14 protein-coding genes and 1 pseudogene are annotated in these 17,308 nt (G+C 45.7%); 9 read left to right on the top strand and 6 right to left on the bottom strand.

Features of this window, described 5'->3' with window-relative positions:
• Positions 1-20 precede the first annotated feature (20 nt).
• The 6 genes from ACUM5Y_RS08580 to ACUM5Y_RS08555 all read left to right on the top strand — a co-directional run bounded on the left by ACUM5Y_RS08580 (position 21) and on the right by ACUM5Y_RS08555 (position 5,879).
• Entirely contained in the window at positions 21-743 is a 723-nt protein-coding gene (locus ACUM5Y_RS08580; protein WP_445976459.1) for a siderophore ferric iron reductase, read from the top strand.
• A complete protein-coding gene (locus ACUM5Y_RS08575) occupies positions 731-1,498 on the top strand; it encodes an ABC transporter ATP-binding protein (RefSeq protein WP_445976458.1) in 768 nt (255 codons plus the stop codon). The genes ACUM5Y_RS08580 and ACUM5Y_RS08575 overlap by 13 nt, the downstream gene beginning before the upstream one ends.
• On the top strand, positions 1,492-2,427 hold the full coding sequence (locus ACUM5Y_RS08570; RefSeq protein WP_445976457.1) for an iron-siderophore ABC transporter substrate-binding protein: 936 nt from the start codon (positions 1,492-1,494) through the stop codon (positions 2,425-2,427). The genes ACUM5Y_RS08575 and ACUM5Y_RS08570 overlap by 7 nt, the downstream gene beginning before the upstream one ends.
• Positions 2,428-2,432: 5 nt before the next feature.
• Positions 2,433-4,400 (top strand): Fe(3+)-hydroxamate ABC transporter permease FhuB, encoded by a 1,968-nt coding sequence (gene fhuB / locus ACUM5Y_RS08565; protein ID WP_445976456.1) that lies wholly within the window; start codon positions 2,433-2,435, stop codon positions 4,398-4,400.
• A gap of 230 nt (positions 4,401-4,630) precedes the next feature.
• Positions 4,631-5,119, top strand: a complete 489-nt coding sequence (locus ACUM5Y_RS08560; protein ID WP_445976455.1) for a RidA family protein — start codon at positions 4,631-4,633, stop codon at positions 5,117-5,119.
• 187 nt (positions 5,120-5,306) lie between these two features.
• Positions 5,307-5,879, top strand: a complete 573-nt coding sequence (locus tag ACUM5Y_RS08555; protein ID WP_445976454.1) for a histidine phosphatase family protein — start codon at positions 5,307-5,309, stop codon at positions 5,877-5,879.
• A gap of 146 nt (positions 5,880-6,025) precedes the next feature.
• Here ACUM5Y_RS08555 and ACUM5Y_RS08550 read toward each other — a convergent pair whose 3' ends face one another.
• The 6 genes and pseudogenes from ACUM5Y_RS08550 to dnaA all read right to left on the bottom strand — a co-directional run bounded on the left by ACUM5Y_RS08550 (position 6,026) and on the right by dnaA (position 14,465).
• Complete coding sequence (locus ACUM5Y_RS08550; RefSeq protein ID WP_445976453.1) at positions 6,026-7,630, bottom strand: amidohydrolase; 1,605 nt, start codon at positions 7,628-7,630, stop codon at positions 6,026-6,028.
• 326 nt (positions 7,631-7,956) lie between these two features.
• Positions 7,957-8,067, bottom strand: a pseudogene (locus tag ACUM5Y_RS08545) (IS110 family transposase); the annotation flags it as partial.
• Between the two features lie 118 nt (positions 8,068-8,185).
• Positions 8,186-10,609, bottom strand: coding sequence for a DNA topoisomerase (ATP-hydrolyzing) subunit B (gene gyrB / locus ACUM5Y_RS08540; protein ID WP_445976452.1), 2,424 nt, complete (start codon positions 10,607-10,609; stop codon positions 8,186-8,188).
• On the bottom strand, positions 10,610-11,716 hold the full coding sequence (gene recF / locus ACUM5Y_RS08535) for a DNA replication/repair protein RecF (protein WP_445976451.1): 1,107 nt from the start codon (positions 11,714-11,716) through the stop codon (positions 10,610-10,612).
• Positions 11,717-11,787: 71 nt separating this feature from the next.
• Positions 11,788-12,885, bottom strand: a complete 1,098-nt coding sequence (gene dnaN / locus ACUM5Y_RS08530; RefSeq protein ID WP_445976450.1) for a DNA polymerase III subunit beta — start codon at positions 12,883-12,885, stop codon at positions 11,788-11,790.
• 32 nt (positions 12,886-12,917) lie between these two features.
• Positions 12,918-14,465, bottom strand: a complete 1,548-nt coding sequence (gene dnaA / locus ACUM5Y_RS08525; RefSeq protein ID WP_445976449.1) for a chromosomal replication initiator protein DnaA — start codon at positions 14,463-14,465, stop codon at positions 12,918-12,920.
• Positions 14,466-14,978: 513 nt separating this feature from the next.
• On the opposite strand from dnaA, the gene rpmH reads away from it, so the two are divergent.
• The 3 genes from rpmH (at position 14,979) to yidC (ending at position 17,272) form a co-directional block, all read left to right on the top strand.
• Positions 14,979-15,113, top strand: coding sequence for a 50S ribosomal protein L34 (gene rpmH / locus ACUM5Y_RS08520; protein WP_084035504.1), 135 nt, complete (start codon positions 14,979-14,981; stop codon positions 15,111-15,113).
• A gap of 8 nt (positions 15,114-15,121) precedes the next feature.
• Entirely contained in the window at positions 15,122-15,520 is a 399-nt protein-coding gene (rnpA, locus tag ACUM5Y_RS08515; protein WP_445976448.1) for a ribonuclease P protein component, read from the top strand.
• Between the two features lie 93 nt (positions 15,521-15,613).
• Positions 15,614-17,272 carry a membrane protein insertase YidC gene (yidC, locus tag ACUM5Y_RS08510; protein WP_445976447.1) on the top strand — a complete coding sequence of 553 codons (1,659 nt, stop codon included), beginning with the start codon at positions 15,614-15,616 and terminating at the stop codon, positions 17,270-17,272.
• Positions 17,273-17,308: the final 36 nt, after the last annotated feature.

The raw sequence follows: 17,308 nt of genomic DNA, 5'->3' as shown, positions 1-17,308 counted from the left end.
ATGGTTAAAGCAAAAATAGTATGAAAGGGCATCTAAAGGACCTTTTCATTGAGAGTAAAGGCTACATAGCAGTTTTAGAAGGAAGGCGGTTAGAAGAGCAGGAATGTACAGAAAGCCTGCTCTCTGTCGCTTCTTCGAAGCCGTTTCTAAAGCAGTTATCTCTCACTCTACAAGAGGCGCATCCGGAAACGGGTGCGCCTTATTGGCGTGTTAGGTCTTGGGGACTCGCCTGTTGGCAGCCCATCTATTTGGCGCTGATTTGTGTTTATCATTTGAAAAAGACACCCAGCACTCTCGACCAATTACACCAATATCAACAGCACAATTACATCGCTGGCTACGCGTTACCAGAAGGGGATTGGGTTGATGGGGAACATCATGAGCTGGTTGCTTACACCGCCAGTAAACTCTCCATTCTGTTCAACGCCTATGAAGCAGCTCATTTAGCCCTTCACGGAGGTCGTCAGACGTTATACCGCGCCTTATTGGCCGACCAAGTTATGGATACTGTGGTGTTAGCGGACCCCAGCGCATCAATAGAAGCCATGCGACATGAGTACGCGTTATGGGCTAAGCACTTAGATTTACCCTTAGCGCCACTGGACAGACTGCAACAGCAAGACGAGAAGGTAAGTTTCGTAAGACGAACCTGCTGTTTGCACTTTCGTCGCATGGACGGAGAGCTGTGCTCCAACTGTCCACGACAACATAAAAAGTCTCAGGAAAAGCTATGTTTGAATTAACCAAAATTTTGATCGAAAGGAACCAAAGAAAAATTTTGGACATTCCTCAACTCACCTTACCAAGTGACAAGATCACCGTCATCCTTGGTCATAACGGCTCGGGGAAAACTACCCTGATGCAATGTTTAGCACGTCAGTTAGCTCCCGATGTGGGAGAAGTACGCTTTAGTGGGCAAACCATTAGCGCTTTTTCCCAGCGAGTACTTGCCCAGAAAATCGCTTTTTTGCCTCAGCATTTGCCCACTTCTTCAGGTTTAACCGTCGCAGAACTGGTCGAGCTAGGGCGTTTTCCTTGGCGGGGCACTTGGGGCAAACAGCAAGAAGAAGACAAAGACATTATTCACAAGGCTATTGAGCAAGTCGGCATCAGTGAATACCAACAGCAATACCTAGAAGAGCTATCTGGTGGTGAGCGCCAACGTGCATGGATTGCCATGCTACTTGCTCAGCAGTCTCCCGTCATGCTGTTAGACGAACCCACTTCCGCGCTCGACGTTGCCCATCAATATGAGCTGATGAGTTTATTGCAAACTCTCAACCAAGAAACCGCTCAAGGCATGATTCTAATACTCCATGATATTAACCTAGCAGCACGATACGCAGATCACATAGTCGCCATGAAACAAGGCCAAGTATTATTCCAAGGCCCACCATCAGAACTGATGGAGAGCCAGCAATTAGAAGCCCTGTATGGGATTCCTATGTCCCTAATTCCTCACCCTCAACATGACTCTAAGGTAGCCATTGTATGTTAGTACTTACTTCTAGTTTAACCCATATAAAAAAGGCTCTTGTTGCAATTTCTTGCTGTCTTTTAAGCACGGCATACGGAGAGATTCGCATCACTGACAGTGATGGCGAAAAAACCTTTAGCGAGCATCCTACACGCATTGCCACCTTGAACTGGGAACTCACCGAAAATGCCATTGAGCTTGGCGTTACTCCTATCGCAGTGGCGGATATTAAAGGCTATAAAGAATGGGTTGCTAGACCAGTGTTACCTGATGCCAGTGACAGTATTGGCGATCGCGCCGAGCCGAATCTAACCAAGCTGGCGCAACTTAAACCCGATGTCATCTTGATCGGTGCGGCTGTAAAAAGCTTGCAGTCTCGACTGGAGAAAATAGCCCCCGTGGTATTTTTTGATACCTACCAAAAAGATCACAACAATGCCCAAGCCGCCGATGAAACCTTTCTTGCGCTAGCAAAATTACTCGGTAAAGAAGAGATTGCCACACAGAAACTCGACCAACGTACAGCCGTGTTCGCCAAGCTCAAAGCGCAGCTTGACGCCAAATACCCAGAAGGTTTGCCCAAAGTCGCCAGTATGCGTTTTGCCAGCACCACATCGGTCTATGTCTACGGCAAAAACTCCATGCCAGAATACGCCCTTGCTGCTTTGGGGATCGACAATGCCCTTTCAATCGACAATAGCCAATGGGGCGTAACACAGAAGAAAATCCGTGATTTACGAGAGGTGAATGACAATGTCTTACTGTATTTCCAACCTTTCTACGAAGAAGAGAAGCTCAATAGCTCACCATTATGGCAAGCCATGCCTTTTGTTCAACAGGGCAAAGTTGCCCCAGTAGCCGCCACTTGGACCTATGGCGGCGCCATGTCATTACAATATTTGGCTGAAGCCATCACCACAGCATTATTGGGTATTGCTAACAACCCATGAATAAAATGAGTAACAGATTACAATACATGGCCTTAATCGCTTTAGGGCTATGTTGCTTCAGCTTTTTGCAGATAGACAGCCATCTAGATCTCGCCAGTCAGTGGCAAATCTTAAAGGGTCATATTCGCCAAGACTTCACACACATTGACTGGGCTTACTCACGCCTACCAAGGCTTGCCATGGCACTGTTAGTAGGGGCTTCCATTGGCCTTATTGGCAGCGTCATCCAGCAATTAACCCTTAACCCTTTATTATCACCCACCACTTTAGGTACCTCTAGTGGTGCTTGGTTAGGGCTCATTGTGTTGTCCATCGCTTGGCCAGAAGGGCAGACTCATTATCAAGCCATGGCAGCTATGACAGGTTCTTTATTAGCACTGACCTTAGTCTTGCTGATCAGTGGAATTCGACAGCTGACAGGCTTGTCCATCGTATTATCAGGTATGGCCGTCAACTTACTGTTTGGCGCGCTCACCACAGCGTTAATTTTATTAAACGAAGAATACGCCAAAAATCTCTTCATTTGGGGAGCAGGGGATCTGAGCCAAAATGGCTGGGACAAGTTCCATTGGTTGTGGCCTCACTGCCTAATTGGCATTGCGATTTTGCTTTACGCTGGCAAACCCTTAACCCTGTTACGTTTAGGGCAGAGTGGCGCTAAGGGCCGTGGTCTAAATGTAACAGCACTGTTTCTCGTGCTCATGCTATGTGGGCTATGGATGCTGTCGGCAGCCATTACCATGGTCGGCGTAATTGGTTTCTTAGGGCTAGTCGCCCCCAACCTTGCCCGATTAATTGGCGCAAGAACCGCCACCTCAGAACTCTATTGGTCTTGTTTGCTGGGCGCACTAGTGCTGGTGATGGCAGATAATTTAGCGCTGATCATCAGTCTATTTAGTGTCGACATTGTGCCTAGTGGTTTGGCTACCGCTTTACTCGGCGCGCCAATACTTATTTACCTAATTCTTAAACAGAAAAACCAAGCGTCCCACAGCAGTTTTATGACCATGGCAGGGCGTACACGGCTTCATAAAGCCGCAGTTATTTGGGCGATGCTTGGCTTACTTGCCATTATCGCTTTAGGGGTATTTTCACACTTTGAGCTAAACAGATTTGTGTTTGCTTGGCCTGATGCCTTTAGCTGGCAATTAAAATGGCCGCGTCTATTGTCAGCTTTAAGCGCCGGAGCCGCCATGGCAGTGTCTGGGGTGATTATGCAGCGTATCATTCATAATCCTTTGGCTAGTCCAGATTTACTCGGCTTGTCGGCGGGAGCGGTACTGGCCATGGTGAGCTTTAGTGCTTACTTTGGTATTCGGATGGGACAGCTTGGGCCACTAATTGCTTTTGTGGGTAGCATGACAGTATTGGGTATTTTGCTGTTATTAGGTCGTCGCTTCCGCTTTGCCGCAGCTCCTATGATACTCACTGGGGTGGCGTTATCGGCACTTATAGAAACACTTGTGCAATTTAGTTTAATGAGGGGTACAGAAGAGGTTTACGATATTCTGCGCTGGTTAGCTGGCTCTACTTACCGAGTCACAGGGGATCAGGCCATGCTGTTGTGCGGTGTTAGCCTTGCACTCATCACCTTAAGCCTCAGTCTGCACAGAGTGTTAACCCTAATGTCACTAGGTAAGATTACTGCTGCCGCCCGAGGCCTCCCCGTGCGGCCCAGCTTTGTATTGTTACTTATGCTGGCTGCCGCCTTGTGTGCCACCGTCACCGCCTTGCTAGGTCCCATTGTCTTTATCAGTATTGTCGCCCCCCATTTGGCCAGCTTGCTCGGCGCACGCAGTGTGTTCTCGCAATTGGCATTGTCGGCTTTATTGGGGGCAGGGTTACTACAGTTTGCCGATTGGCTAGGGCAGGTCGTTATTCACCCCAACCAACTGGCCGCTGGCACCATGGTGGCTATCATTGGCGGGGCCTACTTCATTCTACTGTTGTTAAAGAATCGTCGCGGCGTCTAGCTTTTGTTAGCAAAATAAAAATTCCGAGCCTAGAAAAAATAGCAATGCCCGAAGAAATACCCCCATGTGGGACTTTATAAATAAATAATATTAGGCCTTAGTAGCCGAAATCAGGTTTTTAGAATTTAAAAAATGTGATCACCGTCGATCAGTTTTAATTGTTTGCTGTGTAGTTTGGCTTTAATTATGATGTTTTTGTCGGGTTTATTTATTAATAAGGGGAAATGTATATGTTAAGAAATAAAATGATTACCAAATTCTTTCTGGCTCTATTTAGTGCTTGTGTAATTGGAAGTGCTTACGGGTCGAGTGTTATTGAACCTGTGTACCCTAATGGAAAGCCTTCTTTACCATTTACTCCTGGTATTAAATTGTCTAATGGTATGCTGTTTGTTTCAGGGCATATTCCTTATGTAAATGGTGGTATTCCTGAGTATGCTCGTGATGGTAAGGATGATATGGCAGATCAGGCTAAAATCGTCATGGAAAGCCTTAAGACTGTTTTGGATAAAGCGGGTTATACTTTTGATGATGCTGTGAAGGTTACTGTTTTCATGACAGATATTAACAATTATAGTGCTTTTAATAAGGTATACGCCACATACTGGCCTGGCGATAAAATACCACCAGCACGCGAAGCGATAGAAATTGGTGCGTTACCTGGCGGCAAACCTGGTGCGGAAGTTTTAGTTGAAGTGTCATTAATCGCGGCAAAATAAAGCTCCCTCTATAATATTGCTAGAACTAAGAAAGCCATGCGAATTATAAAGCTGTCAGTGCTTTCTTAGTTTTTAGTATTATCTTTTCAATTCCCCGCTAAACAATCCCCCCCTTTTCCACGTTATTTACTATGAAAGCTTTTAGGTTAATATAATCGCTACTTTACCTACGCGATTGAGAACCAATATGTCAGCTGTAACCAACATATTTTTAGTCAGACACGGACAAACTGAGTGGAATAAAGAACATCGTTTGCAGGGACATAAAAACTCGCCCCTAACGCAAGAAGGTAAAGAACAAGCGATCAAAACCAAGCAGGCTTTAGGAGGCTATGAGATACATAAAGCCTATGTCAGCCCTCTGCAGCGGGCTCAAGATACGCTTGCTCTCATCATAGACCAGCAAGCTATTGATGTGGTCATTTCAAATAACTTAAAAGAAATTAACCTCGGGCCTTGGGAAGGAAAAACAAAACAGCAAACCTTGCTATCGGACCCCCAGCAATACACTCATTTTTGGCAGGAACAAGAAAAATTCAACTTAGCAGGCGCAGAAACCTACCAACAACTACAGAACCGCGTCGTCTCTGAATTACAGACTATTTTTGCGAACGAGAAAGGGAAAAACATATTAGTTGTGTCCCATTGGATTGCTATTAAAGCTGCTATCGCCCATTACACATCCACACCGCTCAGCGACTTATCATCCCTGCCTGACCCTAAAAATGGTGAATACACCATTTTATCGGAACCAAGATAATGAGGTAGCACATCATTTCAACACTGGCGCGAACCCTCAATGATGCGCTGCCTCTGGCTTGTTACATACACTGGCTTTTTGTCGGGATTTATCCCGACAAAAAGCCCAGAGAAATTAAAGTTGAAATAATTGGGGGGAAGGTAAAATTAATCCACCTCGCTTTGTGAATACACCACTTCACCACCCGTCATGGTAAGCAGTGGTATTAGGTCGGCAATTTCATCTTCTTCAACTGTCAGGTAGTCCTTGTCCAACACCACTAAGTCAGCCAATTTGCCAACCTCAAGTGAACCGATATGTTGTTCCATGAAAAGCAGTTCCGCATTGCTTCGAGTGTGCGCTATCAAGGCTTCTTCTCGACTGACGCGCTGATCTTCACTCCAACCAAGCTTAGCCGCCACGTTATCTCCCGTCACAACCCATTCAAGTGTTATAAAAGGTTGGTACGGTGCAACGATACCGGCATCAGACCCCAATCCCCACAAGGCACCCGATTTTGCAATACTGCCAATTCGAGGAGCATTGAGTACATTCACACTCATACGGGCTTGGTTGTGCACAGCGAAGGCAATACCTAGATCCGCCGCCCGAGCAATGTCTTCGTCTTTCATCCCATTGACATGCGCGAAGGTCCAACGAAGATCCTTAACTTCTGGCACCTCAGCCGAGATGTCTTCCACTAGATCAAGAAATTGAACAGCCATGACTTGGCTCATTACATGTTCGTGAACAGGCCAACCATTGCGAGCGGCAGCCAATGAAATCTGCGAGAACGGCCCCCAAACTTCTTCCTGCCACCGTTTCATGTTGCGAGGGTTATCCGTAACAGGCGAATAAATATGCTCACCTAACCCCAACAAACCAAACTGCTCATCATTCGAGCGAGGCAACACAGAATCCGATTCGATCAATTCTAAAGCACTCGCTGTGGATTCGGCATCACTAGCGCTATAACGCAATGTATGGAAAACTCGCAACGGCATATCACCACTTTGTGCAAAGGCTTCAAGTGGTGCGAGTTCACCTTCTGAAGGTCGTCCAACATCATAGACGGTAGTGAGCCCGACACGGTTAAGCTCTTTCATATAGGTACGAATCGCACTCTCATTAGAGCTTTTGTTTCGCCAGTTAACGAGGTTGATAAACTCGCTAACCGTATCGCGTCCTTTAACTTGAGCCAGGCCTCCATTGTCCATTTTCGCCAGTTCAAGCGCTCTACTATTGGCAAAACCTTCTGAATAGCCGAGCATCAAGAAAAGTGGATTATTTGGGGCAATATTATCGAGCTCTTGCAAGCTAAACCCACTATTGTCATCAAGAAACTGATTGTTGCTCCAGCCACCCATGACTGTTATCCACTTACCTTCTTCTAGCAGCTTTGCTTTCTCACGGATTTTCTTCATGGCCTCCGCCCGAGAATCTATGCCATCGAGCCGAACTTCCGCCTGAAAGTTCCAAACGCCTCGAATAAAATGAAGGTGGTTATCAATCAGTCCAGGAATGACTGTTTTCCCTTTAAGATCGATGAGCTTTGTTTGCGCATCAATCAGAGACTCTGTCGCCTCGTTACTGCCCACCGCCACTATCCGTCCATCACGAATAGCCAAACTCTGGGCAATACTAAAATCCTCATCAACTGTTAAAATTTTCCCATTGGTAAACAGCGTATCGGCTCTCTGAGCAACCTCACTGCCAGCACTCGCATTCATTGTCACAACAACAGATAAGGCGAATAAGATTCGTTTTCTCATTTTATAAGATCCTACGGCAGAACAAAGAAAGGCGATCGCTCCTGAGCCAAAAGTTGCAATAGCCCCCATTAAACTATACAAATTAATGAAAGTCTGTTTGTAATATTAGTAAACAAACTTTGGTAAACAAGGCAATTTACAGTACTTTAAGTTAGACATTAAAATGTATGTTCCACCTCGTTATTAGGCTTCGGCTTCACGACATAAAGGCTATTCTTCTTTGATATAGCTTGAGCATATTCCATAAATTTCGAGCAAACTGAGGAAAACTGACACAGGATGTCATGGCAAGAGTTGCCGAAGGGATTCGTGAGATGTTCTAGTCACTTAGTTTGTATAAGGCGTTTTCGATATTGATCTCGTCCAACACGATCGTGGGCAACAATATGAAAAAAAGATTGGCTTAAATCGATTCCAATGACTTTAATACTAAAAATGATGGGCTGTCTCTTTATTTAGCCAACCCTAGGTATAACTTAGGAGTGAGAGAGACCATATAATTAAGCCCCAGCTTTCTTAAAAACTGGGGCTTTCTCATAACTCGAACTTAAACGATTAAACGTCTAGGTTCGCGACTTTCAAGGCGTTGTCTTGGATGAAGTTACGACGCGGTTCTACTTCATCACCCATCAAGGTGGTGAACATTTGGTCCGCGGCAACTGCATCATCAATGGTTACGCGCAACATGCGACGAGCATCTGGGTCCATAGTGGTTTCCCAAAGTTGCTCAGGGTTCATCTCGCCCAATCCTTTGTATCGCTGGATCGCCATGCCGCGAGACGCTTCTTTCATTAGCCAAGTTTTCATTTCTTCAATGGTTGAAACTGGCTGACGACGTTCGCCACGTTGGATGAAGGATTCTGTGCCGAACAACTCATCCACAGTTTCAGACATGGCCACAATACGCTTGTATTCTGGTGAGTTGAAGAAGCTGGCTTCAAAACGGTAACGGTTTGAAACACCATGAGACATGATATCTACCACAGGTAGGTACAAGCCACGCTCGTCGTCTTTCTCGACGCTGAAGTCAAAGCGGAAGCCTGTACGGGCATCCAAAGGCATGTGAGCACGTAGTGCTTCTACCCAACTTTGTACGGTCGCTTCGGTTTTCAGATCTTCCGTGCTCAAAGCATCACAGCACAGAAGTTTAGACATAACATCTTTAGGGTACACACGAGACAAACGTTCGATATCTTCTTCGATATGAATGTAATCACGTACTAACTTCGCTAGATGCTCACCCTGAATACCCGGTGCGTCTTCGTTAACGTGCATGTGAGCGCCATCAAGGGCAACTTCGATCAAGTGCTGATCCAATGCCGCTTCATCTTTGATGTATTGCTCTTGCTTACCACGTTTAATCTTAAACAGCGGTGGCTGAGCAATGAAGATGTGGCCACGTTCAATGATTTCCGGCATTTGACGGAAGAAGAAGGTCAGCAATAGGGTACGGATGTGAGAACCATCCACGTCGGCATCGGTCATGATCACTATGCTGTGATAACGTAATTTGTCGGCGTTAAATTCATCGCGGCCAATACCACAACCTAGCGCCGTGATCAGGGTACCGACTTCAACAGACGAAAGCATTTTATCGAAACGGGCTTTTTCGACGTTAAGGATTTTACCTTTCAGGGGCAGAATCGCTTGTGTACGACGGTCACGACCTTGTTTCGCAGAACCACCCGCAGAGTCACCCTCCACTAGGTAGATTTCAGAAAGCGCTGGGTCTTTCTCCTGACAGTCGGCCAATTTACCCGGCAAACCGGCAATGTCGAGTGCGCCTTTACGACGAGTCATATCACGAGCACGACGCGCCGCTTCACGGGCACGGGCCGCATCGATCATCTTGTTAACGATGATCTTAGCTTCGTTGGGTTTTTCCAGAAGGAACTCGGAGAAACGCTTACTCATCTCTTGCTCTACGGCTGTTTTCACTTCAGAAGACACCAATTTGTCTTTGGTCTGAGAAGAGAACTTAGGATCTGGCACTTTCACCGACACAATCGCAGTCAAACCTTCACGGCTATCGTCACCTGTGGTGGCGACTTTTTGCTTCTTCGCCAAGCCTTCTTTTTCAATGAAGTTGTTCAGAGTACGAGTCAAGGCGCCACGGAAACCGGCAAGGTGAGTACCACCGTCACGCTGTGGAATGTTGTTGGTGTAACAGTAGATATTTTCTTGGAAACCTTCGTTCCACTGCAACGCCACTTCTACGGCGATGCCATCTTCTAGGTCATCACGTTGGCAGATAAAATGGAAAATATCATTAATAGGGGTTTTGTTGGTGTTCAAATGCTCAACAAAAGAACGCAAGCCGCCTTCGTAGTTGAAGAATTCTTCTTTGCCGCTGCGCTCATCTTTTAGATGGATGGCCACACCAGAGTTCAAGAAAGATAATTCACGTAAACGCTTAGCAAGAATATCGTAGATGAAGACGATGTTACTGAAGGTTTCAGCAGAAGGTTTGAAATGTACAGTTGTACCCGCACCATCGGAATCACCAATAATCGCCAAAGGTGCTTGAGGTACACCGTGAGAATACTGCTGTTCGTATACTTTGCCGTTTTTGCGAATGGTTAGGGTTAGCTCTTCTGATAGGGCGTTTACCACCGAAACACCTACACCGTGTAGACCACCAGAAACTTTATAGGAGTTGTCGTCAAATTTACCACCAGCATGCAATACCGTCATGATAACTTCGGCTGCAGAAACACCTTCCTCTTCGTGCATATCGACCGGAATACCACGGCCGTTATCCGATACAGAAATCGATTCGTCAGGGTGAATCAGTACCGTAATAGTGTCACAGTGGCCCGCTAAGGCTTCATCGATAGAGTTATCGACCACCTCGAACACCATGTGGTGCAAACCGGTGCCGTCATCTGTGTCACCAATATACATGCCTGGGCGTTTGCGAACGGCATCTAGCCCTTTGAGCACCTTGATACTGGACGAATCGTAATTATTTTCACTCATTTAACTCTCCTGCAAACCTTTGCTCAATAAGGACAGCTCGCCATGATTCATGGAGAATTGGCGAACGTCTGTGGTGTCTGCCCAAACAAAATCCGTCGTATCGGGCCCGACACTGGTAATAAAAATTTGGCTATCCAAAGATTCTAACAATCGACACAATTTTTGTCGGTGGTTAGCATCCAACTCAGCGGGTAAATCGTCCACCAAAAACACCAAGGGGCGACCCATCTCAATCAGTAACTGACCTTGTGCAATTTTTAAAGCCGATACCACCAGCTTTTGTTGGCCACGAGAGAGGGTATCTAACGCATCTCCAGCGGCGGTTTTTACTCTGAGGTCAGCTCTTTGCGGGCCACCATGGGTATAACCCAATTCAATATCTCGCTCACGACCATTGGCAACGATCGTGGCTAATGTTTTTTGTGCGTCCCAGCCCTGAAAAAAATGCAATTTCACCGCCAAGTCCGCGGATAATTCCGCTAAAACTTGCTCAAAGTGCGGTGTTAAGCGCTCAACATAAGCTTTTCGGGCGTTATTTACCTGCTCACCAAGACGAATTAACTCTTGGTCAAAAGCCGCTAATAAACTGTCAGATATTTTACCACGTCTGAGCAAGGTATTCCGCTGTTTTAATGCTTTTTGCCAACCTCGCCAAGCACGAATAAAGTCCCCATCAAAATGGAATACTCCCCAGTCAATAAATTGGCGTCGAATACTGGGTGAACCCTCTAATAAGCGGAACGCATCGGGGTTAATCAACTGTACAGGCAGGCGCTCTGCAAGCTCAATAACAGACTGAGCACGCATACCTTGAATTCGCACGTCTATTTGCCCGTCTCTGTGCCTCTGAAGGCCCACAGGGATAGGATTACCCTGAGCTTGCGACAATTGAGCAAAGACCAAACAGTGAGGGGTTTCGTGCTGAATATAGGTTTTATGTTTATGGCTACGAAAAGAGCGACCAAAAGACAAAAGGTGTATGGCTTCTAGAACGGAGGTTTTGCCACTGCCGTTTTCGCCAATAATGACATTCACTTGGGGGGAAGGCTCAAAACGAACACTAGACAAGTTACGAACATGGGAGATGTCCAAACGCACTAGCGGCATAACACAAACCTTAAGGAAGAAGAAAAGACCACCCGCTTAGCAGACTAAGCGGGTGACTGAACCCATGCGAATTAGAGACGCATCGGCATAACGACGTATTGCGCAGCATGACTCTGAGCTTCTTCGATCAAAGCACTGCTGTTTGAGTCATTCAAAGACAAACGCACTTCTTGAGTATCGACAACACCCAGCACGTCTAGCAGGTAGCCAACGTTAAAGCCCACTTCTAGATCATCCCCTTGGTATTGAACCAAGACGGATTCTTCTGCTTCTTCTTGCTCTGGGTTGTTGGCAAATACTTGCAACATGCCGTTCGAAAGGATTAGACGCACACCACGATATTTCTCGTTAGAAAGAATCGAAGCACGTAGGAAAACCTGACGAAGCTCTAAACGATCAGCAATAATGATTTTCTCGTTATTGCGAGGAATCACTCGGTGGTAATCTGGGAACTTGCCGTCCACAAGTTTAGAAGTGAAAACGTAATCCGCAACTTTGGCGCGAACATGGTTCGTACCTATGGTTAATTCCACTAAGTCGTCGCTATCGTTCAACAAACGGTTCAGTTCTAACACCCCTTTACGAGGTACGATAACTTGCGTGAGATCACCACTTACTTGGGCATCTTCAATGGCCGTCGCGAGACGGTGACCATCGGTAGCCACTACTCGTAGTTGGCCATCTGCTACTTCAAACAACATACCATTTAAGTAGTAACGAACGTCTTGGTTCGCCATAGCAAAGCCAGTACGGTCGATTAAACGACGTACGCTGTTTTGCGCAATAGAAACGGTTAGGTCACCCTGCATATCCTGAATATTTGGGAACTCATCCGCCGGTAGGGTAGACAAGCTAAAGCGTGAGCGGCCAGAACGTATAACCGCTTTCAGCTCATCTAGAGAGAACTCTATAACGGCGCTGTCTGGCAAGCTTTTACAAATATCCATTAACTTACGCGCTGGTACCGTGATACGGCCTTCTTCGCATTCATCAAGGGGAATGTTGCCCACTAGCTCAACTTCAAGATCCGAGCCAGTAAGGGTTAAAGTATTGTCTTTTACTTCCACTAAGACATTGGCTAATACTGGCATTGTCTGTTTGCGTTCAACAACGCCTGCCACCAGTTGCAGTGGTTTAAGAAGTGTCTCGCGGACGACTGAAAATTTCATTATTTCCCTCGTAAACTCAAAGTCTTAGACCATCAGGTGGTCAGAATTCGCATTAATTGTTTGTAATCTTCACGGATATCAGAATCCATATCCTGTAACTCTTTGATCTTTCTGATCGCATGCAAAGCCGTGGTATGGTCGCGGCCACCAAAAGCATCGCCAATTTCAGGCAAGCTGTGATTAGTAAGCTCCTTCGCCAAAGACATCGCCACTTGGCGTGGACGAGCAATAGAACGACTACGGCGCTTCGATAGCAAATCACTAATTTTAATCTTGTAATATTCCGCCACAATACGCTGAATATTATCAATGTTCACTAGCTTATCTTGCAAGGCTAAAAGGTCTTTTAGTGACTCTCTTACAAAATCTGGCGTAATGGCACGACCGGTAAAGTGCGAGTTGGCAATAACACGCTTCAGCGCCCCTTCTAATTCACGTACGTTGGAGCGAATTTTCTGAGCGATAAAGAAGGCGGAATCATAGGATAACTTAATACCACTTTCTTCACCTTTACGCATCAAGATGGCCACTCGGGTTTCAAGTTCTGGCGGCTCAATCGCCACCGTTAAACCCCAACCAAAACGCGATTTAAGACGATCTTCTAAGCCTTGGATTTCTTTCGGGTAGCGATCACACGTTAGGATCATTTGCTGGCCGCCTTCTAACAAGGCATTAAAGGTATGGAAGAACTCTTCTTGAGTTCGATCCTTACCCGCAAAAAACTGAATATCATCGATCAACAAAGCGTCTACCGAACGGTAGTAACGCTTAAAGTCGTTTATGGCATTAAGTTGTAACGCTTTAACCATGTCGGCCACAAAACGCTCTGAATGCAAGTACACCACTTTAGCATTCGGATTGTGGCGCATTAACTCTGTACCCACCGCTTGCATTAAGTGAGTTTTACCCAAACCAACGCCACCGTAAATAAAGAGTGGGTTATAAGCACCGCCAGGGTTCTCGGCAACTTGCTTGGCTGCGGCATGGGCTAATTGGTTTGATTTACCTTCAATGAAGTTATCAAAGGTGAAAGAGTTGTTGAGGTTGGCACCATGGTTGATACCACCTTCTACTTGAACTTTACGATTTGGCGGCGTGAGTGGTAACTGGCCTTGTTCGTAGGGCTCAAGTTCAGCACGCAGTCCCGTGTCGGACAAGGTTAACGGTGCTTCAAATTCTAAATCTGCGTGTTGGCTGCCTTCGCCATCCATTAAGCCGAATGCCGGACGATAGCCGGATTCATTAACCACTTCGTTATTAAGAGGGCTAACCGCAGGAGCGGTGGAAACAGGAGGCGGTGGTGGCGGAGTAGGGGCCGATTGAGCAAAGCTGCTGGCTTTTACAGCAAGCTTTAAAACGGTCGCTGGATCATCGCCGGCAAACTCAGTTAATAGCTCTTTAATGCGCGTTTGATATTTGTTACTGACCCAGTCCAACACAAAACGATTGGGTGCACTTAGGCATAATTCACCATTCGGCGTCATTTCGGCCGTTAAAGGACGAATCCAGGTGTTGAACTGCGATGTGGAAAATTCATCCTGCAAGCGCTGCAGGCAAAGATCCCAATGCTCCAAAGACACTTTAGGCGTACTCCCAAGTTAAAAGACAGACAAGAAACGAATTTTAACCTGCTTCCCCTTAAGTTATCCACAAATAAATGGAAAAACATCTCATTCAGGTATAAAAGCGAAATTTTGTTAATAACAGGTAATGTTATGCACACCAGTAGATAAAACTCTCCCTATGTGCATAAAACACCTAGTTACCCACATATTAACAGGCACTTTTTAGACGTTTTATTAACGGGAAAATTTTCTGTAACCTTTTGATAGTTATACACAAAATAAACAACAAACTCTCATTGTGAATAAGTTACCTAGTGATATTTTAAGATTTATACACTTTAGCGTAGAAGTCTGTGAATAAGTTTTGGAGCAAATGTTTGTTGATTTTTTTTACAATGGGCCTTTGCTAAGCGTTGAATTTATTAGAAAAACCCTCTAAAATCCGCGCCCTGATTTGACAATCAAATGTAGAGGCTTGGCGACCGCTAACCCTCAAAACTGAAACACTGCTTCAGTGAGAGAAGAACGATGAAAAGAACTTTCCAACCTAGCGTTTTGAAACGCAAACGTAACCACGGTTTCCGTGCTCGTATGGCTACTAAAAGCGGACGCCAAATCGTCGCTCGCCGTCGTGCCCGCGGCCGCAAGGTTCTAAGCGCATAAAAACGCTGATGACCGATAATTGTTTTCCCCGGCATGTCAGACTCCTGAATACCGGGGATTATCAATCCGTCTTTAACGACACTTCCTGTAAAGTCTTCGCAGGCGAATTCCTTTTATTAGCGCACAAACGAGAAGATGACCAAGCTCGTCTAGGTCTTATTGTGTCTAAAAAAACGGATAAGCGCGCAGTCGGCAGGAACCGTATCAAACGTTTGGTGCGCGATTCATTTCGTCAGCACAAAACTACTTTAGCGGGACTCGATATTGTTTTCCTCGCTCGCCAAGGCATTAAAGAGTTAGATAACCCAGATTTTCATCGACGCATCGATAAAGCTTGGGATCAACTCGCCAAAAAAGCGAAAAATCCCTCCGTAAATAAAAAACGCACCGCCTCTAGACAGAAATAGGCTGAAAAAACTGCCAAAGACTGGTTTAATAGCGCGTGATTTTTAATCGGGTTCTTGAACCTATTGTCTAACCAAACAAATTAGTTGAATACCATGGATTTCAGACGTTACTTTTTATGGGGTGCGCTTTTCATCAGTGGCTACCTACTGTTCTTACAGTGGAACCAAGATTATGGTCCTCAGTCCACGCCGCAAAGCACAGCTCAAACGACTCAAACTGAGACTAGCTCTCAAACTAGCAATGACTTGCCTTCCGCAACTCAAAGCACAGATGTTGCCGTTGCAGACAGCGAAATTCCACAAAATGCGACTCAAATCGCCCCAGGAAAACTGATTGAAGTAACAACTGACACATTACGTGTTGCAATCAATCCAGTTGGTGGTGATCTTGTAGAAGCCGCTTTGCTTGATTACAAAAAAGTTCTAGGTCAGCCAGACTCTTTTGTCATTCTTGAAAACGGTGCAGAGCGTACTTATGTGACGCAAAGTGGTCTGATCGGTAAAAATGGTCCTGATGCATCACCTGAAGGTCGTCCTGTTTACCAATCTGAAAGCACTTCATACAGCTTAGCGGATGGTACAGACAGTCTGGATGTGAACCTGTATTACACAGATGCTGCAGGCATTAAGTACACTAAGACATTCCGTTTTAGCAAAGGCTCCTACAGTATCCGTCAGCTAATTACGGTTGATAACACGTCAGCTGAAACTTGGCGTGGTAACTTGTTTGCTCAAATTAAGCGCGATAACTCGGAAGATCCAAGCCAAGCCAGCGGTATGGGTCTACAGCCTTACCTAGGTGGCGCGATTTCTGACGAAGAGAACAAGTACGACAAAGTATCTTTCTCTGACATGGCAGAAGAGCCAGTTAAGAAAACCACAACGCAAGGTTGGGTAGCGATTCTACAACACTACTTTGTGTCAGCGTGGATTCCAGAGCAGGGTCAAAAAGTTACCTTGCAAGCTCGTACCAATAACGACTTCAACATCATTGGCTTTACAGGCTCTGCAGTAGAAATTGCAGCCGGCCAACAAGGCACTTTGAGCTCAACGTTCTATGTGGGCCCAAAACTACAAGATCAACTTGAAGCAACCGCTGAAAACCTAGCTCTAACCGTTGATTACGGTTGGTTGTGGTGGTTAGCGAAGCCGCTTTTCTGGTTGCTAACGATGATCCAATCTGTCGTTATCAACTGGGGTGTGGCCATCATCTTGATCGTAGTGGTTGTAAAAGCTATCTTCTTCAAGCTTTCTGCCACCAGCTACCGTTCTATGGCGAAAATGCGTAAATTCGGACCTGAAATTGCCAAGCTAAAAGAACAGCATGGTGATGATCGTCAGAAGATGTCGCAAGCTATGATGGCTCTTTACAAGAAAGAAAAGATCAACCCACTAGGCGGCTGTTTACCTATTTTGGTACAAATGCCGGTGTTCCTTTCTTTGTACTGGGTATTGATGGAATCCGTTGAATTGCGCCACGCGCCTTTCTTCTTATGGATTCACGATCTATCTGCCATGGACCCATACTTTGTACTACCAATCTTGATGGGTCTAAGTATGTTAGGTCAGCAAATGCTAAACCCAACACCACCAGATCCAATGCAAGCACGCATTATGAAGATTATGCCGATCGCATTTACCTTCTTCTTCTTGTGGTTCCCAAGTGGTTTGGTACTGTACTGGGTAGTGAACAACACCTTGTCGATTGTTCAGCAGTACATCATTACCAAGCGTATTGAAAAAGAAGCTTAACCGCGAAATTTGGTTAAGTTTCTCGAAAAGGCTTCC

It is taken from the genome of Marinomonas dokdonensis (genome assembly GCF_052747885.1).
This window is presented reverse-complemented; position numbering and strand designations above follow the sequence as displayed.